This is a genomic window from Streptomyces sp. BYX5S, from assembly GCF_054724165.1.
The window spans coordinates 8,217,093-8,236,419 of sequence record NZ_CM138829.1 but is presented as its reverse complement, the minus strand read 5'-3'; the positions used below and the strand labels follow the sequence as shown (position 1 = coordinate 8,236,419).

Sequence of the window (19,327 nt, the reverse complement as noted above, 5' to 3'; positions counted from 1 at the left end):
GGCAACGAAAAGCGGGTCAGGCACCTCATGGGAGCCCGACCCGCTTTCGTATGCCCTGTGCGGAGACGCGCTCAGCGGTCCACGAGCCGGTCGAACTGCGTGGTGGTGTGCCGGAGATGAGCGACCAGTTCCTCGCCGACCTTCGGCTCGGGGGCGTCCGACGGCACGAAGAGGATCGACACCTGCATGTGCGGCGGCTCGGCGAACCAGCGCTGCTTGCCCGCCCAGACGAACGGCGCCAGGTTCCGGTTCACCGTCGCCAGACCGGCCCGTGCGACGCCCTTGGCGCGCGGCATGACGCCGTGCACGGCCTTCGGCGCCTCCAGGCCCACACCGTGCGACGTACCGCCCGCCACGACCACCAGCCAGCCGTCCGAGGGAGCCTTCTGCTGGCGGTAGCCGAACCGGTCGCCCTTGGCCACGCGCGTCACGTCCAGGACGGCGCCCCGGTACTCGGTCGCCTCGTGGTCGCCCAGCCACAGCCGCGTACCGATGCGGGCGCGGAAGCGGGTCTGCGGGAACTGCTGCTGGAGGCGCGCCAGTTCCTCGGCCTTCAGGTGGCTGACGAACATGGTGTGCAGGGGAAGCCGGGCCGCGCGCAGCCGGTCCATCCAGCCGATGACCTCCTCGACGGCGTCCGTGCCGTCGGTGCGGTCGAGCGGCAGGTGGATCGCGAAGCCCTCGAGACGCACGTCCTGTATGGCGTGCGCCAGCTGCGGCAGGTCCTGCTCGGTGACGCCGTGCCGCTTCATCGAGGACATGACCTCGACGACCACCCGGGCCCCGACGAGGCCGTGCACGCCGTCGACGGAGGAGACGGAGCGGATCACGCGGTCGGGCAGCGGAACCGGTTCCTCGCCGCGCCGGAACGGCGTCAGGACCAGCAGATCACCGCTGAACCAGTCCTTGATCCGGGCGGCCTCGTACGTGGTGCCGACGGCGAGGACGTCGGTGCCGAACCGAGTCGCCTCCTCCGCCAGCCGTTCGTGGCCGAACCCGTAGCCGTTGCCCTTGCAGACGGGTACGAGACCGGGGAACTGCTCGAGCACCTGCTTGTGGTGTGCCCGCCAGCGCGCGGTGTCGACGTAGAGCGTGAGCGCCATGGCCGGTCCCGGAACCTTTCCGTGGGGAGTAGTACGTAGCTACGTGAATTGTGCCGGGCGCTCAGCGCCGCGACATGTAGATGTCGAGCGCCTTGTGCAGCAGCTTGTTGAGCGGGAAGTCCCACTCGCCCAGGTACTCGGCGGCCTGGCCACCGGTGCCGACCTTGAACTGGATCAGGCCGAACAGGTGGTCCGTCTCGTCCAGCGAGTCGGAGATGCCGCGCAGGTCGTAGACGGTGGCGCCGAGCGCGTAGGCGTCGCGCAGCATCCGCCACTGCATGGCGTTGGACGGGCGCACCTCGCGGCCGATGTTGTCGGAGGCGCCGTAGGAGTACCAGACGTGCCCGCCGACGACGAGCATCGTGGCCGCCGCCAGGTTCACGCCGTTGTGCCGCGCGAAGTAGAGCCGCATCCGGTTCGGGTCCTCGGTGTTGAGGGCCGTCCACATGCGCTGGAAGTACGACAGCGGGCGCGGCCGGAAGTGGTCGCGCACGGCCGTGATCTCGTACAGCCGCTGCCACTCGGCGAGGTCCTGGTAACCGCCCTGGACGACCTCGACACCGGCCTTCTCGGCCTTCTTGATGTTGCGGCGCCACAGCTGGTTGAACTGCTTGTGGACCTCTTCCAGGGAGCGGTTCGCGAGCGGCACCTGGAAGACGTAGCGCGGCTGTACGTCGCCGAAGCCGGCGCCGCCGTCCTCGCCCTGCTGCCAGCCCATGCGGCGGAGCTTGTCGGCGACCTCGAAGGCACGCGGCTCGATGAGGTCCGGCTCGATGTCGCGCAGCCGCTTCACGTCCGGGTCCTGGATGCCCTTCTTGATCGAGGGCGCGTCCCAGCGGCGGATGATGACCGGCGGGCCCATCTTCACGGAGAAGGCGCCCTGCTGCTTCAGATGCGCGAGCATCGGGCGCAGCCACTCCTCGAGGTTCGGGGCGTACCAGTTGATGACCGGGCCCTCGGGGAGGTACGCGAGATAGCGCTTGATCTTCGGGAGCTGGCGGTAGAGCACCAGGCCCGCGCCGACCATCTCGCCGCTGCGCTCGTCGAACCAGCCCAGGTGCTCGGAGCGCCACTCCGCCTTCACATCTGCCCATGCGGGGACCTGCATGTGGCTCGCCGACGGCAGGCTCTGGATGTACGCCAGATGCTGCTCTCGGCTGATGGTCCTCAGGGTCAGGCTCATTCGGGGCGCTCCTCGGGCTGGTGTGTCCCCATGGGTACAGGGGCTCCGGCTCTCGCGCCGAAGCCTACTGCGCCCTGCGAGCGCCCCGACCGGCCGTATGGGAGGTCGGTGAAGAAGGCTGCCCCTCAGGGGCTCCCGAGGCGGCCCGAATCAGCCGAGGAGCCCGCCGAAGAGGCCCCCGTGGGCCATGCCGATGAAGAAGCCGATGGCGGACGCTCCCAGGCCCAGGATCAGGCCGAACCGCTCCCGGGTCGTCTCCGAGACGAACTGGCCGTAGGCGCCGGTCAGGATGCCGACGAGCCCGGCCCAGGAACTGAGGAGATGGAGTCCGGTCCAGAGCGAGGAGATGATCGCGATCGCCCCGAGCACCGCGGTCACCCCGAGCAGGGTGTCCGGCAGCGGATGGGCCTTGCCGTCCGTGGCGAACAGGGACGTGGAAGCGGTGCTGTGCGGACGCATTGCTTGTGCCATGGGGCACCTCCTGCGGAAGCGGCGCATCGTAGCGCCGTACACACCCGATGTGTACAGATTGCGGTGCTTGGCGGCCGGATTTCAACCGGAAGCAGAGGTGCGGGTAGTCTGTACCGTCTGCACCGGTGTCTGTCCATGCCCCCGACCAGGGGCTGAGCCCACTGAACTGCGCGGATCCGCTCGGCGGGACCCGATTGTCAGTGGGGGCCGATACCGTTGCTCACGCATAACAACCCTCCTGCCACGGAACGACCGTGGCCGCTGAGTCCAAAGGAGGTGGGTTCCACATGCGTCACTACGAAGTGATGGTCATCCTCGACCCCGATCTGGAGGAGCGCGCCGTCGCCCCCCTGATCGAGAACTTCATGTCTGTCGTCCGTGAGGGCAACGGCAAGGTGGAGAAGGTCGACACCTGGGGCCGTCGTCGTCTCTCGTACGAGATCAAGAAGAAGCCCGAGGGCATCTACTCGGTCATCGACCTGCAGGCCGAGCCTGCGGTCGTCAAGGAGCTCGACCGCCAGATGAACCTGAACGAGTCGGTCCTCCGGACCAAGGTCCTCCGTCCCGAGACCCACTGAACTTCCTAGTTCAGCGGCACTCGGGATTCGAGTAGCACAAGCAGCCAAGCAGCAAACCCGCCGAGAGGTTCCCCCATGGCAGGCGAGACCGTTATCACCGTCGTCGGAAACCTGACCGACGACCCCGAGCTGCGCTTCACCCCGTCCGGTGCGGCCGTCGCGAACTTCACGATCGCGTCGACGCCCCGGACGTTCGACCGCCAGACCAACGAGTGGAAGGACGGCGACGCGCTGTTCCTCCGCGCGTCGATCTGGCGCCAGGCCGCGGAGAACGTCGCGGAGTCGCTGACGCGTGGAATGCGCGTCGTCGCTCAGGGACGTCTGCGGCAGCGTTCGTACGAGACCCAGCAGGGCGAGAAGCGAACGGTCGTTGAGCTCGAGGTCGACGAGATCGGCCCCTCGCTGCGCTACGCCACCGCCAAGGTCACCAAGACCCCCGGCGGCGGCCGTGGCGGTCAGGGTGGCGGCGGCTTCGGCGGCGGCCAGCAGGGCGGCGGCGGTGGCGGCTGGGGCGGCGGCCCCGGCGGCCAGCAGGGCGGTCAGGGAGGCGGCCAGGGCGGAGCCCCGGCCAACGACCCCTGGGCGACCGGTGCGCCGGCCGGCGGCGGCCAGCAGGGCGGCGGTGGCGGTTGGGGCGGAAGCTCCGGCGGCTCCGGCGGCGGCTACTCGGACGAGCCCCCCTTCTAGGGATCACTCCCTGACGGGGCTGGGCTCGCACCCCACACTTCTTGATCACACAGGAGAAACACCATGGCGAAGCCGCCTGTGCGCAAGCCTAAGAAGAAGGTCTGCGCTTTCTGCAAGGACAAGGTCACGTACGTGGACTACAAGGACACGAACATGCTGCGGAAGTTCATTTCCGACCGCGGCAAGATCCGTGCCCGCCGCGTGACCGGCAACTGCACGCAGCACCAGCGTGACGTCGCCACGGCCGTCAAGAACAGCCGTGAGATGGCGCTGCTGCCCTACACGTCCACCGCGCGATAAGGAAAGGGTGACCGACAAATGAAGATCATCCTGACCCACGAGGTCACTGGCCTCGGCACCGCCGGCGAGGTCGTCGACGTCAAGGACGGGTACGCCCGTAACTACCTGATCCCGCGGAAGTTCGCTATCCGCTGGACCAAGGGTGGCGAGCAGGACGTGGCGCAGATCCGCCGCGCCCGCAAGATCCACGAGATCGCCACCATCGAGCAGGCCAACGAGATCAAGGCCAAGCTCGAGGGCACCGCGGTCCGCCTGGCCGTCCGCTCCGGCGACGCCGGTCGTCTCTTCGGTTCCGTCACCCCGGCCGACATCGCTTCGGCGATCGAGGCTGCCGGTGGCCCGAAGGTCGACAAGCGCCGTGTCGAGCTGGGCTCGCCGATCAAGTCGCTCGGTGGCCACGAGGCCTCCGTGCGTCTGCACCCCGAGGTTGCCGCCAAGGTCAACATCGAGGTCGTCGCTGCCTGAGCACTGCCCTGAGCAGCGCTGAAGCGAATGTGGGGCCGCACCCTTCGGGGTGCGGCCCCACACGCTTTCCGGCTCGGTTTCACGGAGCGGCTGCGTTTCACGTGAAACGGTCGCCTTCGCCGGTGCGCCCCGTTTCACGTGAAACGAGGCGCTGCGGGTCAGCGCGTCGCGCCGGTGACGGCCCAGCGGCCCGAGCGGTAGCGGATCCAGAGCGTGATCATCCGTACCGTCATCATCAGCGCCATCGCTCCCCATACCGCGGTGAGACCGCCGCCGAGTACGGGGACGAGGAGCGCCACCGGGGTGAAGACGGCGAGCGTGGCCAGCATGGCCCAGGCCAGGTACGGGCCGTCTCCCGCACCCATGAGGACGCCGTCCAGGACGTAGACGATGCCGCAGATCGGCTGGGCGAGGGCCACGACGATGAGCGCGGGCAGGGCTACGTCCTGTACGAGCTGATCGCTGGTGAACAGCGGGACGAACAGCGGCCGCGCGGCGATGATCAGTACGGCGAGGACGACTCCCGCGGCGATCCCCCACTCCACCATCCGGCGGCACACGGCGCGCGCGCCCGCTGCGTCGTCCGCTCCGAGATAGCGGCCGATGATCGCCTGCCCGGCGATGGCGATGGCGTCGAGGGCGAAGGCCGTCAGGCTCCACAGGGACAGGATGATCTGATGCGCCGCGACATCGGCGTCACCGAGCCGGGCCGCCACGGCCGTCGCGATCATCAGGATCGCGCGCAGCGAGATCGTACGGACCAGCAGCGGTGCGCCCGCCTGGGCGCAGGCCCGGATGCCGGCCGCGTCGGGACGCAGCGAGGCTCCGTGGCGACGAGCGCCGCGGATCACGACGACGAGGTAGACGGCGGCCATGCCGACCTGAGCGATGACGGTGCCCCAGGCGGAACCGGCGACCCCGAGGCCGGCTCCGTAGACGAGCGCGGCGTTCAGTCCGGCGTTGGCGATGAAACCGGCGACGGCCACGTACAGCGGGGTCTTGGTGTTCTGCAGTCCGCGGAGTACACCGGTGGCGGCGAGGACGATGAGCATCGGGGGAATGCCGAGCGAGGAGATGCGCAGGTACGTGATCGCGTAGGGGGTCGCGGTGTCGGAGGCGCCGAAGAGGGCGACCAGGGACGGCGTTGTGGGCAGGGCCACCGCCACCACCAGGACTCCAAGGAGCAGGGCGAGCCAGATACCGTCCATGCCCTGCTGGATCGCGGACTTCAGATCGCCGGAGCCGACACGGCGGGCGACCGCCGCGGTGGTCGCGTAGGCGAGGAAGACGAAGATGCTGACCGCGGTCTGGAGCAGGGCCGAGGCGACGGCGAGTCCGGCGAGCTGTGCTGTGCCGAGATGGCCCACGATGGCGCTGTCGGCCATGAGGAAAAGGGGCTCAGCGACGAGTGCGCCGAAGGCGGGAACGGCGAGGGCGACGATCTCTCGGTCGTGCCGGCGTCGGGCGGCCTTGGGTGTCGCGGGAGCCTGTGTCATGAGCACCAATCTAATCTTCCACAGGTAAGAGATGCAATCCGGTAGAGACCCTTACTTGTGGAGCTCTTCCGTGTGTCGCGCGGCGGGGTCGCCGACGATCTTGGGCCGACTGGGGAAGTTTTTCTTCTGCACAGCCGGTGGATGGGATATCCGCAGGTCAGAGCCTATGTCTGAGAGTGCTTGAGGGCTTGTTCACAGCCCTGTCCACCGTGTCGTGCACAGGTTTTCCCCGGTTCTCCACAGCGAGGGGCCCGTCGTCCACACGGCCTGTGGATAACCAGATTGGCTGACGGTGCGGAGACGCCTACGGTGGTGCGGCGCCCACCGTGTCCGTCGACCTCGGAAACCTCACAAATCCGACGCGTCAGAAAGCGGATTTGGGCCTCTTATTTGTCAGTGTCGTGCCGTAGGAATGAGGGGTACGGCGAGGTCCGCTCGGCGGACGGGAGGAGGCGGCCCGGTGAGTATCTCCGAGCCATTGGACGACCCCTGGGCCGACGAAGGGCCCAGCGATCGCCTGCCCCCTTCCCGGCCGTTCCGGGGCGGTGGCCGAGGCCAGGGCGACCAGCACGAGCGGGGTAGGGAGAACGGGGACTGGGACGAGGGCCCGGCCACGTTCGAGCGCGTCCCGCCGCAGGACCTCGACGCCGAGCAGTCCGTGCTCGGTGGCATGCTCCTGTCGAAGGACGCCATCGCCGACGTGGTCGAGGTCATCAAGGGCGCCGACTTCTACAAGCCGGCCCACGAAACGATCTTCCAGGCGATCCTCGACGTCTACGCCAAGGGCGAGCCCGCCGACCCGATCACCATCGCCGCGGAGCTGACCAAGCGCGGCGAGATCAACAAGGTGGGTGGCGCATCGTATCTGCACACCCTGGTGCAGACGGTCCCCACCGCGGCGAACGCCGAGTACTACGCGGAGATCGTCCATGAGCGTGCCGTGCTGCGCCGCCTCGTCGAGGCGGGCACGCGGATCACGCAGATGGGATACGCGGGCGACGACGACGTCGACGAGATCGTCAACAGGGCGCAGGCCGAGGTCTACGCGGTCACCGAGCAGCGCACCAGTGAGGACTACCTGCCGCTCGGCGACATCATGGAGGGCGCGCTCGACGAGATCGAGGCGATCGGTTCGCGCAGCGGTGAGATGACCGGTGTACCGACAGGCTTCACCGACTTCGACTCGCTCACCAACGGTCTGCACCCGGGCCAGATGATCGTCATCGCGGCCCGTCCCGCCATGGGCAAGTCCACGCTGGCGCTGGACTTCGCGCGCGCCGCGTCGATCAAGAACAACCTGCCCAGCGTCATCTTCTCCCTCGAAATGGGACGCAACGAGATCGCGATGCGTCTGCTGTCGGCCGAGGCGCGGGTGGCCCTGCACCACATGCGCTCCGGCACGATGACGGACGAGGACTGGACGCGGCTCGCGCGCCGGATGCCCGAGGTCTCCGCCGCCCCCCTCTACATCGACGACTCCCCGAACCTGTCGATGATGGAGATCCGCGCGAAGTGCCGCCGGCTCAAGCAGCGCAACGACATCAAGCTCGTGATCATCGACTATCTGCAGCTGATGCAGGCCGGTGGTTCGAAGCGTTCCGAGAGCCGTCAGCAGGAGGTCTCGGACATGTCCCGAAACCTGAAGCTGCTGGCCAAGGAGCTGGAGCTCCCGGTGATCGCGCTCTCGCAGCTGAACCGTGGCCCCGAGCAGCGCACGGACAAGAAGCCGATGGTGTCCGACCTGCGTGAGTCCGGCTCCATCGAGCAGGACGCCGACATGGTCATCCTGCTGCACCGCGAGGACGCCTACGAGAAGGAGTCACCGCGCGCGGGCGAGGCCGACATCATCGTCGGCAAGCACCGTAACGGCCCGACGGCCACGATCACGGTCGCCTTCCAGGGCCACTACTCGCGCTTCGTGGACATGGCGCAGACCTGATCGGCGCGCATCGCCCGGTGATCAGCCTCCGGTGAAATCCTCTCGACGCGGGTCGTTGGCCGGGATGGACTGGGGGCATGACGACATCCCCGGAAGAGCTGTTGCCCGCCACGCGCCGCGCCCTCCTGCACCGCATCGCCACCGCCCAGAGCGAAGGGCGGGCGCCCTCACTCGTGGCCGCGGTCGCGCGGGACGGTGAGCTGGTGTGGACCGGGTCGCGAACCTCGGTGGACGGGCATGGGCCGGACGAGCACGTGCAGTACCGGATCGGCTCGATCACCAAGACCTTCACCGCCGTACTGGTGCTGCGGCTGCGGGACGAGGGGCTGATCGACCTGTCGGATCCGCTGGAGAAGCATCTCCCCGGCACCGGGGCGGGCGGCGTGACGATCGTCGAACTCCTCGCCCACACCGGCGGGTTGGCGGCCGAGACACCGGGGGAATGGTGGGAGCGGAGCTCGGCCGACCTGCGCCCGACCCTCGCGGAGGTGCTCGGTGACCAGCCCTTCCGGCACCCCGTCGGTCGTCGGCACCACTACTCCAACCCCGGCTACACGCTTCTGGGCGCACTGGTCGAGGCGGTGCGCGGAGTGCCCTGGGAGGAGGCCCTGCGCGACGAGATCCTCGAACCGCTGGGGCTGACCCGCACCAGCTTCCAGCCGCAGCAACCGCACGCCGGGGGCTGGGCGGTGCACCCGTACGCCGATGTGCTGCTCCCGGAGCCGAGCGAGGACCTGGGCCTGATGGCGCCCGCCGGTCAACTGTGGTCCACCACACGTGACTTGGCGGCCTTCGCCTCCTTCCTCGCGACCGGCGACGACCGGGTGCTCGCCGCGGATTCCGTACGGGAACTGCGGACCCCCGCCGCGCCGACCGTGCCGGGAGACTGGGAGGCGTCGTACGGGCTCGGCATGCAGGTGGTCCGGGGTGGCGGCCTGACGCTGGCCGGGCACAGCGGCTCGCTGCCGGGGTTCGTGGCAGGGCTGTGGCTGTGCGAGGAGGAGGGGCTTGTGGCGGTCGCCCTCGCCAACTGCACCACGGGCGTGCCCGCGGCGTCGCTGGCCGCCGAACTGCTGTCGATCGTCGCCGAGGCGGAGCCGCGGTTGCCCGAGCCGTGGCGACCGCTCCCCGAAGTGGATCCGGCCGTACTGGAGTTGGCGGGCCCCTGGTTCTGGGGGACGCAGGCCGTGGTGCTGCGCCTGGCGGCCGACGGCGGTGTCGAGCTCGGCCCGGCGGCTCCGCGAGGGCGGCGCTCCCGGTTCCGGTCGAACGGTGACGGCACCTGGACCGGGCTCGACGGCTACTACGCGGGGGAGCTGCTTCGGGCGGTCCGGCGGGACGACGGTTCGGTCAGCCATCTCGACCTCGGCTCCTTCGTGTTCACGCGGGAGCCGTACCCCGCGGATGGGCCGGTGCCGGGTGGCGTGGATCCGGAAGGGTGGCGGGGGATCCCGCAGTGACGCGTGGTCGGGCGGGGCGTTTCACGTGAAACGCCCCGCCCGACCACGGTTGCCCCAGCAGTCCGGTACGTCGTTTCACGTGAAACGACGCACCGGGTCTTCGGTTCAGAGTTGCAGCTTGAAGCCCAGATGCGAGCCCACGAAGCCGAGTCGCTCGTAGAAGCGGTGGGCGTCGGTGCGCGTGACATCGGAGGTCAGCTGCACCAACTGGCAGTCCTGGCGGCGGGATTCGTCGACGGCCCATTCGATGAGCTGCGTACCGAGACCGCTGCCGCGCTCGTCCGCGTGGATGCGGACGGCCTCGATGATCGAGCGGGTGGAGCCCTTCCGGGAGAGCCCGGGGATGATGCTGAGTTGCAGCGTGCCGACGACGCGGCCCTCGCGCACGGCCACGACGAGATGCTGATTCGGGTCGGCCGCCAGGCGCGCGTGCGCGGCGAGATACGGCGTGAGGTCCTCCGGTGACTCCCGCTGGGCGCCCAACGGGTCGTCCGCCAGCATGGCGACGATCTCCGCGATGTCCTCGGCTGCTGCCTGCCTGATCTCAAGGTCTCCCATGAGCCGCAGCCTATGGGGGACGCCCCGCCCGGCCGCCCCCGGCCTAGGCGGCGGCGTGCAATCCCTCGACGGCCTTGACCAGAGGGGCGAGTTCGGGGTTCTCGGCCGCCGCGTCGAGGGCCTCCCGCAGTGCCGCCGAGTTCGTCGGGCGGGCCTCTTCCAGAAGCGTGAACCCGGCCTCGGAGACGTTCGTGTAGATACCGCGCCGGTCGGTCGGGCAGAGGTAGCGGGCGAGCAGGCCACGCTCCTCGAGGCGGGTGACCAGACGTGTGGTCGCGCTCTGGCTGAGGACGACGGCGTCGGCGACCTGCTTCATCTGCAGATGGCCGCCCTCCCCGTCGTGCTGCCGGCTCAGGACGTCGAGGAGCGAGTACTCGCGCACGCTCAGCCCGTGTCCGGCCTGCAAGGCGCGCTCGATGTGGGCCTCGATCTTCCCGTGGAGCAGTGAGAGCGCGCACCAGCCCTGAGAGAGGGCGGTCAGTGCGGGGTCTGTGGCGGTCATGGCTCTTGGTTCCTCCGTCCCGGAGCGACTCAGCCCAGGGTAGTCGATGAGCGGGGTTGCCCGCGTTTGCAATTAACCCGCGTCTGCAATTATTGTGAGGTCTCGTTAAGCGCACCCGCAACAGTCTGGAAGGGATCCCCCATGCCTCTCGCGCTTCTCGCCCTCGCGATCGGGGCCTTCGGTATCGGAACCACGGAATTCGTGATCATGGGATTGCTCCCAGAGGTCGCGGGTGACTTCGGCGTCTCCATCCCCACGGCCGGCTACCTGGTGACCGGCTACGCCCTCGGCGTGATGTTCGGCGCCCCGCTGATGACCGCCCTGGGCACGCGCGTCCCGCGCAAGCGGATGCTGATGCTGCTGCTCGGCTTCTTCATCGTCGGCAACCTGCTCTCCGCCGTCGCCCCCGTCTTCGCCGTCATGCTGATCGGCCGCGTGGTCGCGTCGCTCGCCCACGGCGCGTTCTTCGGGATCGGCTCGGTCGTCGCGGCCGAACTGGTGGCACCGCAGAAGAAGGCCGGAGCGATCGCCATGATGTTCACGGGCCTGACCGTCGCCAACGTCGTCGGCGTCCCGCTCGGTACGTTCATCGGCCAGACGGTCGGCTGGCGCGTCACGTTCACGGTGGTCGCCGCGCTCGGTGTCGTCGGCCTCCTCGGCATCGCCAAGCTGGTGCCGGACCTGCCCAAGCCGGAAGGCGTCCGGCTGCGCCACGAACTGGCCGCATTCAAGAACGTGCAGGTCGTGCTCGCCATGGCGATGACCGTGCTCGGCTTCGGCGGCGTCTTCGCGGCCATCACATACATCGCGCCGATGATGACGCACGTCGCCGGCTTCGCGGACGGCTCCGTCACCTGGCTGATGGTCCTCTTCGGCCTCGGCATGGTCGCGGGCAACCTCGTCGGTGGAAAGTTCGCCGACCGGGCCCTGATGCCCCTGTTGTACGTGTCGCTGGGCGCTCTCGCCCTCGTGCTCGCCCTGTTCACGGTCACCGCGCAGAACAAGGTGCTGGCCGCGATCACCATCGTGCTGATCGGCGCGCTGGGCTTCGCCACGGTGCCGCCGCTGCAGAAGCGCGTCCTCGACCAGGCGTCCGGCGCCCCGACGCTCGCCTCGGCCGTCAACATCGGCGCCTTCAACCTCGGCAACGCCCTGTCCGCCTGGCTCGGCGGCATGGTGATCGCCGCAGGCTTCGGCTACACCTCGCCGAACTGGGTCGGCGCCGTGCTCGCCGCGGCCGCCCTCGTCCTGGCCGTGCTGTCCGCGACCCTCGAACGCCGCTCCGCCACCCCGAGCCGGATCGTCGCGGCCGCCGAGCAGCCGCAGGCCCAGCCCGCCCACCACTGACCCGACATCCGGCAGGCGGGGCCGCAGACGTCCCCGCCCTCCCCGACCACCTTTTGGCAACCCCCCCCGCAAGGAGCACCACCTCATGACCACCACCGCCGTCACCCCGCTCAGCACGCAGGACGCCGAGACCCTGGTCTCCGCCGCCCGCCTCGCCGCCGAAGCGGCCGGAGTAACCGTCAGCGTCACCGTCCTCGACGCGGGCGGGCACCTCCTGGCCTTCCGCCGTGACGACCGCGCCGTCCTCATTTCCGGTGAGACCAGCACGCGCAAGGCGTACACCGCGCTTCAGCTGAACGCCCCCACGGCCGACCTCGTCGACCTGGTCAAGCCCGAGGGCCCCTTCCACAGCCTGCCCACCGCCCTCGACCAGCCGCTGCTGTTCATCGCCGGGGGCGTGCCGGTCCACCGCGACGGCCGCCTCATCGGCGCCATCGGTGTCGGTGGCGGCGCCCCGGAGCAGGACCACGGCTTCGCCACCGCGGCCGTGGAGGCCCTCGCGTAGCCGGGACGCATCACGCGATCATCCGCCCCAAGGCGCTGCGGCAGAGCAGCACTTGGGGCGGACGTGTGCGCGGTCCGCGAGCACAGTCGTCCTCGCTCCGTGGCCGCCGTCGTGCTCAGCCCGCGGCCACCGTCAGCGGGGCGAAGCGGCGGGTCCAGTCGCCGGGCAGGTCCGAAGCCCCGTAGTTCATCACGGCGTTGAGGCCGACGGCCTCGAGTCCGCGCTCCTTGAGCCACGTCAGCAGCTCTCCATGGCGCACGTCGATGTCCGTGCGCAGCGGACGGTCCGTCCCCGCGGCGAGCGCGGCGACGAGGGCCTGCGCCGTCGCCGTGTCGCGGGCGATGAGAGGACCCACGACATGGGTGTCCTCGTTGGGCCAGGCGGCCGCGAAGCCGATGAGCCCGCCGCCGGCCCCACCGTCCACCGCCACCCGCAACTGGTCCGCGAAGGCCGGGAGCCGGGTGATGACATGCGTACGGTCGGAGCCGAAGACCTCGGCGTCCAGGCGCAGGATCGCCGGGATGTCCTCCGCGGTGGCCGCGCGGGTCGTGACCTCGGGCAGGGGCCCGCCCGCGACGAACCGGCCGCGCACCATCTCGGCGCGCGCCGTGACCTTGAAGCCCAGCTCCTCGTAGAGGGGGCGCCCGTACGGCGTCGCGTGCAGCGTGAGCGGTGTCGTGCCCGCCCGCTCCACGACATGGCGCATCAGACGCCGGCCGACGCCCTTGCGGGCGTGCCGTTCGGCGACCAGGACCATGCCGATCGCGCCGAGCTCGGGGCGCTCATGAGGGCCGTACTCGGTCACGACGCAGGCACAGACGAGGCCGCCGTCGGGGTCGTCGATGCCGTAACCGGTACCGGCAGAGAGCAGGAGGCGCCACTTGTGTTCCTCGCGGGGCCAGCCCCGGTTCTCGGACAGGTCGGCGCACGCGCGGACGTCGCGCGGGGTCAGACGGCGGATGGGCAGGCCGGAGAGGGAAGGTGTCGACACGCAGGTCAGGCTGTCGGACTTCGCCCCGTGCCGTCCACCGCTTTGCCGGGAGTACCCCGGTGCTTTCGGCCACGCGGCGCGTTTCACGTGAAACATGGCGCCGGGGCGGATCGTGGCGTCGACCGGCACCGCGCGGCGCGAATTGGCGCGCTGCGAGCGGTAATTGAGGAATTTCCCGGAACGGCCGCGGTTCACTTAATCCGCGGTGGGCCGGGAGGGGGTTGTCCACTTCCCGACTCCCGGTATCGTCGGAACCGGATCGCGAAGGGTGGCCGAGGAAGGCCGAGGGGAAGCCCATGATGTGAGCAGGCACACGCAGCCCAACGGGACAGAGGGATCGAAGAACTGCGCTTTCAGCTTCGCGTTCTGGGCAATGGCAAGGAGTGGCATCCCGCAATGAGTGGACTGCGGACAATGTCACACTCTTGCCTTACTTGTCAGTAGCCGCCCGGAATGCAGTGTTCAATGTGGGCCGCATTGTTGTCGGGGCATGCGAGGGGGAAAGCCCACAGTTTCCGAGCGGAGAACGACTCGGGAGTACGTTGACCGACCAATAGATGTTCGAGGCGAGGCACAGTATGGACGCTCCGACCACAACGCCGTCGGCCGATTCCGGTTCGGACGGCGGGGGCGGCTGGTTCACACCGCGCAGCACCCCGGCCCCGGACCTGCCCACCTCCGGTCCCGGCCAGGAGCCGGCACCGGAGGAGCACCGAATACCCGAGCCGCGGCAGGAGCCGGACACCCGGCCCGCGCAGCAGCCTGCCCCGCCCCGCGCGGCCGAGACGCCGAGCCCCGCGGTCCCGGCGCGCCCCGCCCCCGTGCACGCCTCCCCCGACGCGATCCTCGTCCGCCGCACCATGGAGGAGATCGGCCCCGTCGCGGACAAGGTCACCTCGTACTTCTACGCGCTGCTCTTCGTGCGCCACCCGGAGCTGCGCCCGCTGTTCCCCGCGGCGATGGACACCCAGCGCGACCGGCTCCTCAAGGCGCTGCTGACCGCCGCCGAGCACATCGACAACAAGGACGTCCTCGTGGCGTACCTGAAGAACCTCGGGCGCGGCCACCGCAAGTACGGCACCCAGGCCGACCACTACCCGGCCGTCGGCGAGTGCCTGATCGCCGCGCTCACCCAGTACGCCACGACCACGTGGAACGCGGAGACCGAGGCCGCCTGGGTACGCACGTACACGACCATCTCGCAGGTCATGATCGACGCGGCGGCCGAGGACGAGCTGAGAGCGCCGGCCTGGTGGATGGCCGAGGTCGTCTCGCACGAACCGCGCACGTCCGACGTGGCCGTGGTGACCGTACGGCCCGATCAGCCGTACCCGTTCCTGGCCGGGCAGTACACGACACTGGAGACGCCGTGGTGGCCGCGGATCTGGCGGCACTACTCGTTCGCCTCCGCGCCCCGGTCGGACGGGCTGCTCTCGTTCCACGTGAAGGCGGTACCGGCCGGCTGGGTCTCCAACGCTCTGGTGCACCGCGCCCGCCCCGGTGACGTGCTGCGCCTCGGGCCGCCCGCCGGCTCCATGACCGTCGACCACACCTCCGACAGCGGACTGCTCTGCCTCGGCGGCGGCACCGGCATCGCGCCCATCAAGGCGCTCGTCGAGGACGTGGCCGAGCACGGGAGCGAGCGCTCGATGAAAGTGTTCTACGGGGCCCGCACCAGCCACGACCTGTACGACATCGACACGATGCTGCGCCTGGCGCAGAGCCATCCGTGGCTCTCGGTGCGCCCCGTCGTCGACCAGCAGGGCCACCTTCAGCTGCCGGACGCGGTCCGCCAGTACGGCCCCTGGACCGAGTACGACGCGTATCTCTCCGGGCCGCCCGGCATGATCCGCAGCGGCATCGACACCCTGCGCAGCGTCGGCATCCCCGGCCACCGGATCCGGCACGACTCGGTGGAGGACCTCGTCGCGGCGGGGGACTGAGCGCGACGCCGCACCCACCCCGCACCGCGCACGGTCAGCCCAGGTCGGGTGCGTGCATCGCCCGGACACCCTCGATGTTGCCGTCGAGGTAGTGGCGCAGCGAGAGCGGTACCAGGTGGACCGAGGCGATGCCCACGCGGGTGAACGGCACCCGGACGATCTCGTAGCTGCCGCACGGGTCCTCGACCTCGGGGCCGTGCCGTTGGTCGGTGTCCATGGACTCCAGGCGGCAGACGAAGAAGTGCTGCACCTTCACGCCGGTCGCGCCGCCGTCCTCGCCGATGTGCTCGACGGTGTCCACGAAGCAGGGCACCACGTCGACGATCTTGGCGCCGAGTTCCTCGTGCACCTCGCGATGGAGGGCGTCCACGACAGTTGTGTCGTCCGGCTCGACCCCGCCTCCTGGAGTCACCCAGTACGGATCGACGCCGGGCTTGGTCCGCTTGATCAGAATCAGGTCGTCGCCGTCCAGCAGGACGGCACGTGCGGTGCGCTTGACCACGGGTCGGACGGTCATGGGAGAAATGTGGCCCGGCTGGTTCCACGTGAAACATCCCGCATCGCCCACGGTCCCCCTCACGACCAGTCGACGGCAGCGCGCAGCAGCCACTCGTGCGCCCGCGCGATGTGCGGCATGGCGAGCGTGCCGGTGCGCACCACCAGGAAGTACGTACGCAGCGGTGGCACCGGTGGATCGAGCAGGGCGACGATCTCCCCGCGCCCCAGACTCTCCTCGCACAGATAGCGCGGCAGGACGGCGAGCCCGGCACCGGCGATCACGCAGGCGAGCACCGCGCGCAGATCGGGCACGACGACCGTGCCGGAGACGGCGGGCCGTGAGTCGAAGACAGCGGCCCAGTAGCGGCTGACCAGCGGTAGCGACTCGTGGACCTCGACGACCGGGAACTTCTCCAGGGACGGCGCCGCGTCCCGGTGCAGCATGCCGGGGCCGATACGGGCGGCGAGCCGCGGGGCGGCGGTCAGGACGTGCTCCTCGTCGCAGAGCGGAGTCGCCGTGAGCAGGGCGCCGCGCGGACGGGCCGTCGCGATGGCCAGATCGTGATGGCCCGCCGCCAGCCCTTCCAGCGTCTCCTCGGCCGTGCCGAAGCTCGCCCGTAACGCGATGCTCTGTCCGTCGTCCCGGGTCAGGGCCGTGAGCGCGGGCAGGGCACGTTCGGCGGTGAATTCCGGGGGCCCCGCCAGATGCAGCGTGCGCAGGGTGGATTCCTCGTCGAGCCCGATCTCGGTGATCTCCACGAGGGCGTCGAGGTGCGGAGCCGCCTTGTGGGCGAGCTCGTCGCCGATCGTGGTCGGCGTCACGCCGCGGGCCTGGCGCAGGAAGAGCGGGCGCCCCAACTGCCGCTCCAGCGTGCGGATCTGCGAGGTCACCGCGGGTTGGGACAGGCCGAGCAGCGCGGCGGCCCGAGTGAACGAACCGGCGCGATGCACCGTCACAAAGGTGCGCAGCAACGCGAGATCCATCGCGGCACGCCTCCCTCCCCAACCCCCGAGCCGCGCCCAACTATAAATAAGTCGATAGGTCTCTGTCGCTACCGTGATTGGACACTGACACAGAGTCAACTAGCCTTGTTCGCGCGGTTCTTCGCGCGCAGAACCGGGACGGTCCGAGCCACGAGGGGGGAGGCTCGGACCGTCCGTTGTGCGTAGCGCGGTACTAGCTGCCCGGTGAAATCACTGGGCGAGGGCCCCGTCCAGCGCCCGCAGCACGTCCGCCACCAGGTCCTCGGTGTTCTCGGCGCCCGCGGAGAAGCGGATGAAGCCCTCGCCGACCGCGTCCCCGCCCCAGCGCCCGCGCCGCTCCGCGGTGGAGCGCACGCCGCCGAAACTCGTGGCGTCGTCCACCAGGGTCAGGGCCTCCAGGAACCGCTCCGCCCGCGCGCGTGACGGCAGTTCGAACGACACCACGCAGCCGAAGCGACGCATCTGCCGCGCGGCGACGGCATGGGACGGATCGCCGGGCAGCCCGGGATGACGCACCCCGGAGACGTCCGCGCGCTCCAGCAGGGCCTCGGCCACGGCCAGCGCGTTGGCGCTCTGCCGCTCGGCGCGCAGCTCCAGCGTGGCCAGGGAGCGGTGCGCGAGCCAGGCCTCCATCGGCCCCGGGATCGCCCCGACGATCTTGCGCCAGCGCCGCACGGGCGCCAGCAACTCGGCGTCGGCGCACGCGACGTAGCCGAGCAGCAGGTCCCCGTGGCCCGTGAGCTGCTTGGTGGCGCTGGCCACCGAGAAGTCCGCGCCGAGCTCCAGGGGGCGCTGCCCGAGCGGCGTGGCGAGCGTGTTGTCGACGGCGACGAGGGCCCCGCGCGCGTGGGCTGCCTCGGCGAGGAGCCGGATGTCGCAGACGTCGAGGCCCGGGTTGGACGGCGTCTCCAGCCACAGCAGCCGCGCCCCGTCGAGCACGTCGAGCCGCTCCGGCGAGGAGGCCCCACCGGTCGGCGCGGTGCGCACCTCGATCCCGTACGCCGTGAGCTGCTCGCGGACGAGCGGGAAGACCTGGTAGCCGTCGGACGGCAGGACCACCGTGTCGCCCGCGCGCAGCTGCGAGAAGAGCACCGCGGAGATCGCGGCCATGCCGGAGGCGAAGGCCAGCGACTCCACGTCGGGGCGTCCCGGCGCCTCCAACTCGGCGACGGCGCGCTCCAGATGCGTCCACGTCGGGTTCTCGTCGCGGCCGTACGCGTAGGACCCCGACACATTGCCGGGCAGATGGAAGTGTGCGGCGAACACCGGTCCTGGCAGGGTCGGTTCGTTCTTGACCGGGTCCGGCAGACCCGCCCGAACCGCCCGCGTACCGTCGCCCGCCGCTGCCGGCGGCTCGGGCCGGGCCGCTCGCTCGGGCCGTTCGGGCGCGGGATCCGTCATGACGCGCTCCCCTCCACCGCCTCGCGCACGAAGGCGAGCAGTCCCTCGGACGCGGCCTCGACCTGCTTCAGGCACTCCTCGAAGCCGCTGAGGTCGCCGTAGTACGGGTCCGCGACGTCGAGGTCGTCGCCGGCCCCGGCGTCGTAGGACCGCAGCAGACGTACCTTCTCGGCGTCCTCGGGCATTGAGGCCAGGCGGCGCAGCGTCCGCATGTGGCCGGAGTCGAGGGCGACGACCAGGTCGAGGCGGGCGAACCAGTCGGCGTGGAACCGGCGGGCCGTGTGCTCGGACCTGTAGCCGCTCTCGGTGAGGACCTGGACGGTGCGCGGGTCGGCGCCGTCGCCCTCGTGCCAGCCGTCCGTGCCCGCGCTGTCGACCTCGACGAGACCGCCGAGCCCGGCCTCCTCGACACGGGCGCGGAAGACGTGCTCGGCCATGGGCGAGCGGCAGATGTTGCCGGTGCAGACGAAACAGACGCGGTAGGTCATCCTCGGCCGCTCTCAGTCGCCGTCGGGCAGGACGACGTTCAGCGCCCAGGAGACGATCGAGACGATCAGGCCGCCGAGGATCGCGGTCCACAGGCCGTCGACGTGGAAGCTCAGGTCCACCTGGTCGGCGAGCCACGAGGTCAGCAGCAGCATCAGCGCGTTCACGACGAGCGTGATCAGGCCGAGCGTGAGGATGAACAGCGGGAAGGTCAGCAGTTTCACGATCGGCTTCACGATCACGTTGACCAGGCCGAAGATGAGGGCGACGAGGATCAGCGTGCCGATCTTCTTGCCGGTGCTGTCGCCGGTCAGCGTGATCTTGTCGAGCACCCAGACCGCGACGGCGAGGGCCCCCGCGTTGGCGATCGTCTTGACTAGGAAATTCATCATGTGTCTGATCGTTGCAGACGTGACTGGTGACAGGGGTG

21 protein-coding genes are annotated in these 19,327 nt (G+C 69.9%); 9 read left to right on the top strand and 12 right to left on the bottom strand.

Annotated elements, in window-relative coordinates:
• Nucleotides 1–71: 71 nt before the first annotated feature.
• The 3 genes from ACYBSK_RS37255 to ACYBSK_RS37245 all read right to left on the bottom strand — a co-directional run bounded on the left by ACYBSK_RS37255 (nucleotide 72) and on the right by ACYBSK_RS37245 (nucleotide 2,757).
• Nucleotides 72–1,103, bottom strand: a complete 1,032-nt coding sequence (locus ACYBSK_RS37255; protein WP_460244733.1) for an alanine racemase — start codon at nucleotides 1,101–1,103, stop codon at nucleotides 72–74.
• A 61-nt stretch (nucleotides 1,104–1,164) separates the two neighbouring features.
• Complete coding sequence (gene femX, locus ACYBSK_RS37250) at nucleotides 1,165–2,286, bottom strand: peptidoglycan bridge formation glycyltransferase FemX (protein ID WP_457481590.1); 1,122 nt, start codon at nucleotides 2,284–2,286, stop codon at nucleotides 1,165–1,167.
• A 150-nt stretch (nucleotides 2,287–2,436) separates the two neighbouring features.
• Nucleotides 2,437–2,757, bottom strand: a complete 321-nt coding sequence (locus tag ACYBSK_RS37245; RefSeq protein ID WP_457481589.1) for a hypothetical protein — start codon at nucleotides 2,755–2,757, stop codon at nucleotides 2,437–2,439.
• A gap of 287 nt (nucleotides 2,758–3,044) precedes the next feature.
• On the opposite strand from ACYBSK_RS37245, the gene rpsF reads away from it, so the two are divergent.
• From rpsF to rplI, 4 genes are all read left to right on the top strand, one after another.
• The gene (gene rpsF / locus ACYBSK_RS37240; RefSeq protein WP_164559357.1) at nucleotides 3,045–3,335 is read left to right on the top strand and encodes a 30S ribosomal protein S6; all 291 of its coding nucleotides are present in this window, start codon (nucleotides 3,045–3,047) and stop codon (nucleotides 3,333–3,335) included.
• A gap of 75 nt (nucleotides 3,336–3,410) precedes the next feature.
• Nucleotides 3,411–4,022, top strand: coding sequence for a single-stranded DNA-binding protein (locus ACYBSK_RS37235; protein ID WP_460244732.1), 612 nt, complete (start codon nucleotides 3,411–3,413; stop codon nucleotides 4,020–4,022).
• Nucleotides 4,023–4,085: 63 nt separating this feature from the next.
• On the top strand, nucleotides 4,086–4,322 hold the full coding sequence (rpsR, locus tag ACYBSK_RS37230) for a 30S ribosomal protein S18 (RefSeq protein WP_003949403.1): 237 nt from the start codon (nucleotides 4,086–4,088) through the stop codon (nucleotides 4,320–4,322).
• An 18-nt stretch (nucleotides 4,323–4,340) separates the two neighbouring features.
• Nucleotides 4,341–4,787 (top strand): 50S ribosomal protein L9, encoded by a 447-nt coding sequence (gene rplI / locus ACYBSK_RS37225; RefSeq protein ID WP_457481587.1) that lies wholly within the window; start codon nucleotides 4,341–4,343, stop codon nucleotides 4,785–4,787.
• A 158-nt stretch (nucleotides 4,788–4,945) separates the two neighbouring features.
• On the opposite strand, the gene ACYBSK_RS37220 is transcribed toward rplI, so the two are convergent.
• Nucleotides 4,946–6,283, bottom strand: coding sequence for an MATE family efflux transporter (locus ACYBSK_RS37220; protein WP_460244730.1), 1,338 nt, complete (start codon nucleotides 6,281–6,283; stop codon nucleotides 4,946–4,948).
• 460 nt (nucleotides 6,284–6,743) lie between these two features.
• On the opposite strand from ACYBSK_RS37220, the gene dnaB reads away from it, so the two are divergent.
• The gene (gene dnaB, locus ACYBSK_RS37215) at nucleotides 6,744–8,222 is read left to right on the top strand and encodes a replicative DNA helicase (protein ID WP_457481585.1); all 1,479 of its coding nucleotides are present in this window, start codon (nucleotides 6,744–6,746) and stop codon (nucleotides 8,220–8,222) included.
• 77 nt (nucleotides 8,223–8,299) lie between these two features.
• Nucleotides 8,300–9,682 (top strand): serine hydrolase domain-containing protein, encoded by a 1,383-nt coding sequence (locus ACYBSK_RS37210; RefSeq protein WP_460244729.1) that lies wholly within the window; start codon nucleotides 8,300–8,302, stop codon nucleotides 9,680–9,682.
• Between the two features lie 105 nt (nucleotides 9,683–9,787).
• Here the strand turns inward: ACYBSK_RS37210 and ACYBSK_RS37205 are convergent, their stop codons facing one another.
• Both ACYBSK_RS37205 and ACYBSK_RS37200 read right to left on the bottom strand, forming a co-directional pair.
• Entirely contained in the window at nucleotides 9,788–10,240 is a 453-nt protein-coding gene (locus tag ACYBSK_RS37205) for a GNAT family N-acetyltransferase (protein ID WP_460244728.1), read from the bottom strand.
• Nucleotides 10,241–10,283: 43 nt separating this feature from the next.
• Nucleotides 10,284–10,742: a MarR family winged helix-turn-helix transcriptional regulator gene (locus tag ACYBSK_RS37200; protein ID WP_457481582.1), complete on the bottom strand. Its 459-nt coding sequence runs from the start codon at nucleotides 10,740–10,742 to the stop codon at nucleotides 10,284–10,286.
• Between the two features lie 141 nt (nucleotides 10,743–10,883).
• Between ACYBSK_RS37200 and ACYBSK_RS37195 the strand changes: the two genes are divergently transcribed.
• Together ACYBSK_RS37195 and ACYBSK_RS37190 are read left to right on the top strand one after the other, a co-directional pair.
• On the top strand, nucleotides 10,884–12,089 hold the full coding sequence (locus tag ACYBSK_RS37195) for an MFS transporter (protein WP_460244727.1): 1,206 nt from the start codon (nucleotides 10,884–10,886) through the stop codon (nucleotides 12,087–12,089).
• Between the two features lie 85 nt (nucleotides 12,090–12,174).
• On the top strand, nucleotides 12,175–12,594 hold the full coding sequence (locus ACYBSK_RS37190; protein ID WP_460244726.1) for a GlcG/HbpS family heme-binding protein: 420 nt from the start codon (nucleotides 12,175–12,177) through the stop codon (nucleotides 12,592–12,594).
• Between the two features lie 115 nt (nucleotides 12,595–12,709).
• Here ACYBSK_RS37190 and ACYBSK_RS37185 read toward each other — a convergent pair whose 3' ends face one another.
• Nucleotides 12,710–13,585: a GNAT family N-acetyltransferase gene (locus ACYBSK_RS37185; RefSeq protein WP_460244725.1), complete on the bottom strand. Its 876-nt coding sequence runs from the start codon at nucleotides 13,583–13,585 to the stop codon at nucleotides 12,710–12,712.
• Nucleotides 13,586–14,163: 578 nt separating this feature from the next.
• On the opposite strand from ACYBSK_RS37185, the gene ACYBSK_RS37180 reads away from it, so the two are divergent.
• Entirely contained in the window at nucleotides 14,164–15,528 is a 1,365-nt protein-coding gene (locus ACYBSK_RS37180) for a globin domain-containing protein (protein WP_460244724.1), read from the top strand.
• A gap of 34 nt (nucleotides 15,529–15,562) precedes the next feature.
• Here ACYBSK_RS37180 and ACYBSK_RS37175 read toward each other — a convergent pair whose 3' ends face one another.
• The 5 genes from ACYBSK_RS37175 to ACYBSK_RS37155 form a co-directional block, all read right to left on the bottom strand.
• Complete coding sequence (locus ACYBSK_RS37175; protein WP_356386475.1) at nucleotides 15,563–16,045, bottom strand: NUDIX hydrolase; 483 nt, start codon at nucleotides 16,043–16,045, stop codon at nucleotides 15,563–15,565.
• A 59-nt stretch (nucleotides 16,046–16,104) separates the two neighbouring features.
• A complete protein-coding gene (locus ACYBSK_RS37170; RefSeq protein WP_457481577.1) occupies nucleotides 16,105–17,010 on the bottom strand; it encodes a LysR family transcriptional regulator in 906 nt (301 codons plus the stop codon).
• A gap of 210 nt (nucleotides 17,011–17,220) precedes the next feature.
• A complete protein-coding gene (locus ACYBSK_RS37165; protein ID WP_460244723.1) occupies nucleotides 17,221–18,411 on the bottom strand; it encodes a cystathionine gamma-lyase in 1,191 nt (396 codons plus the stop codon).
• Nucleotides 18,408–18,899 (bottom strand): low molecular weight protein-tyrosine-phosphatase, encoded by a 492-nt coding sequence (locus tag ACYBSK_RS37160; RefSeq protein WP_460244722.1) that lies wholly within the window; start codon nucleotides 18,897–18,899, stop codon nucleotides 18,408–18,410. Before ACYBSK_RS37160 ends, ACYBSK_RS37165 begins: the two co-directional genes overlap by 4 nt.
• 12 nt (nucleotides 18,900–18,911) lie before the next feature.
• Entirely contained in the window at nucleotides 18,912–19,289 is a 378-nt protein-coding gene (locus ACYBSK_RS37155; RefSeq protein ID WP_457481574.1) for a phage holin family protein, read from the bottom strand.
• Nucleotides 19,290–19,327: the final 38 nt, after the last annotated feature.

What these genes read in the sequence shown, in the direction of transcription:
- ACYBSK_RS37155 (WP_457481574.1), bottom strand. Translation starts at nt 19,289, where the DNA reads ATGATGAATTTCCTAGTCAAGACGATCGCCAACGCGGGGGCCCTCGCC.
- ACYBSK_RS37205 (WP_460244728.1), bottom strand. Translation starts at nt 10,240, where the DNA reads ATGGGAGACCTTGAGATCAGGCAGGCAGCAGCCGAGGACATCGCGGAG.
- rpsF (WP_164559357.1), top strand. Translation starts at nt 3,045, where the DNA reads ATGCGTCACTACGAAGTGATGGTCATCCTCGACCCCGATCTGGAGGAG.
- femX (WP_457481590.1), bottom strand. Translation starts at nt 2,286, where the DNA reads ATGAGCCTGACCCTGAGGACCATCAGCCGAGAGCAGCATCTGGCGTAC.
- rpsR (WP_003949403.1), top strand. Translation starts at nt 4,086, where the DNA reads ATGGCGAAGCCGCCTGTGCGCAAGCCTAAGAAGAAGGTCTGCGCTTTC.
- ACYBSK_RS37255 (WP_460244733.1), bottom strand. Translation starts at nt 1,103, where the DNA reads ATGGCGCTCACGCTCTACGTCGACACCGCGCGCTGGCGGGCACACCAC.
- ACYBSK_RS37195 (WP_460244727.1), top strand. Translation starts at nt 10,884, where the DNA reads ATGCCTCTCGCGCTTCTCGCCCTCGCGATCGGGGCCTTCGGTATCGGA.
- ACYBSK_RS37245 (WP_457481589.1), bottom strand. Translation starts at nt 2,757, where the DNA reads ATGGCACAAGCAATGCGTCCGCACAGCACCGCTTCCACGTCCCTGTTC.
- ACYBSK_RS37190 (WP_460244726.1), top strand. Translation starts at nt 12,175, where the DNA reads ATGACCACCACCGCCGTCACCCCGCTCAGCACGCAGGACGCCGAGACC.
- ACYBSK_RS37210 (WP_460244729.1), top strand. Translation starts at nt 8,300, where the DNA reads ATGACGACATCCCCGGAAGAGCTGTTGCCCGCCACGCGCCGCGCCCTC.
- rplI (WP_457481587.1), top strand. Translation starts at nt 4,341, where the DNA reads ATGAAGATCATCCTGACCCACGAGGTCACTGGCCTCGGCACCGCCGGC.
- ACYBSK_RS37170 (WP_457481577.1), bottom strand. Translation starts at nt 17,010, where the DNA reads ATGGATCTCGCGTTGCTGCGCACCTTTGTGACGGTGCATCGCGCCGGT.
- ACYBSK_RS37160 (WP_460244722.1), bottom strand. Translation starts at nt 18,899, where the DNA reads ATGACCTACCGCGTCTGTTTCGTCTGCACCGGCAACATCTGCCGCTCG.
- ACYBSK_RS37235 (WP_460244732.1), top strand. Translation starts at nt 3,411, where the DNA reads ATGGCAGGCGAGACCGTTATCACCGTCGTCGGAAACCTGACCGACGAC.
- ACYBSK_RS37180 (WP_460244724.1), top strand. Translation starts at nt 14,164, where the DNA reads ATGGACGCTCCGACCACAACGCCGTCGGCCGATTCCGGTTCGGACGGC.
- ACYBSK_RS37200 (WP_457481582.1), bottom strand. Translation starts at nt 10,742, where the DNA reads ATGACCGCCACAGACCCCGCACTGACCGCCCTCTCTCAGGGCTGGTGC.
- ACYBSK_RS37220 (WP_460244730.1), bottom strand. Translation starts at nt 6,283, where the DNA reads ATGACACAGGCTCCCGCGACACCCAAGGCCGCCCGACGCCGGCACGAC.
- ACYBSK_RS37165 (WP_460244723.1), bottom strand. Translation starts at nt 18,411, where the DNA reads ATGACGGATCCCGCGCCCGAACGGCCCGAGCGAGCGGCCCGGCCCGAG.
- ACYBSK_RS37175 (WP_356386475.1), bottom strand. Translation starts at nt 16,045, where the DNA reads ATGACCGTCCGACCCGTGGTCAAGCGCACCGCACGTGCCGTCCTGCTG.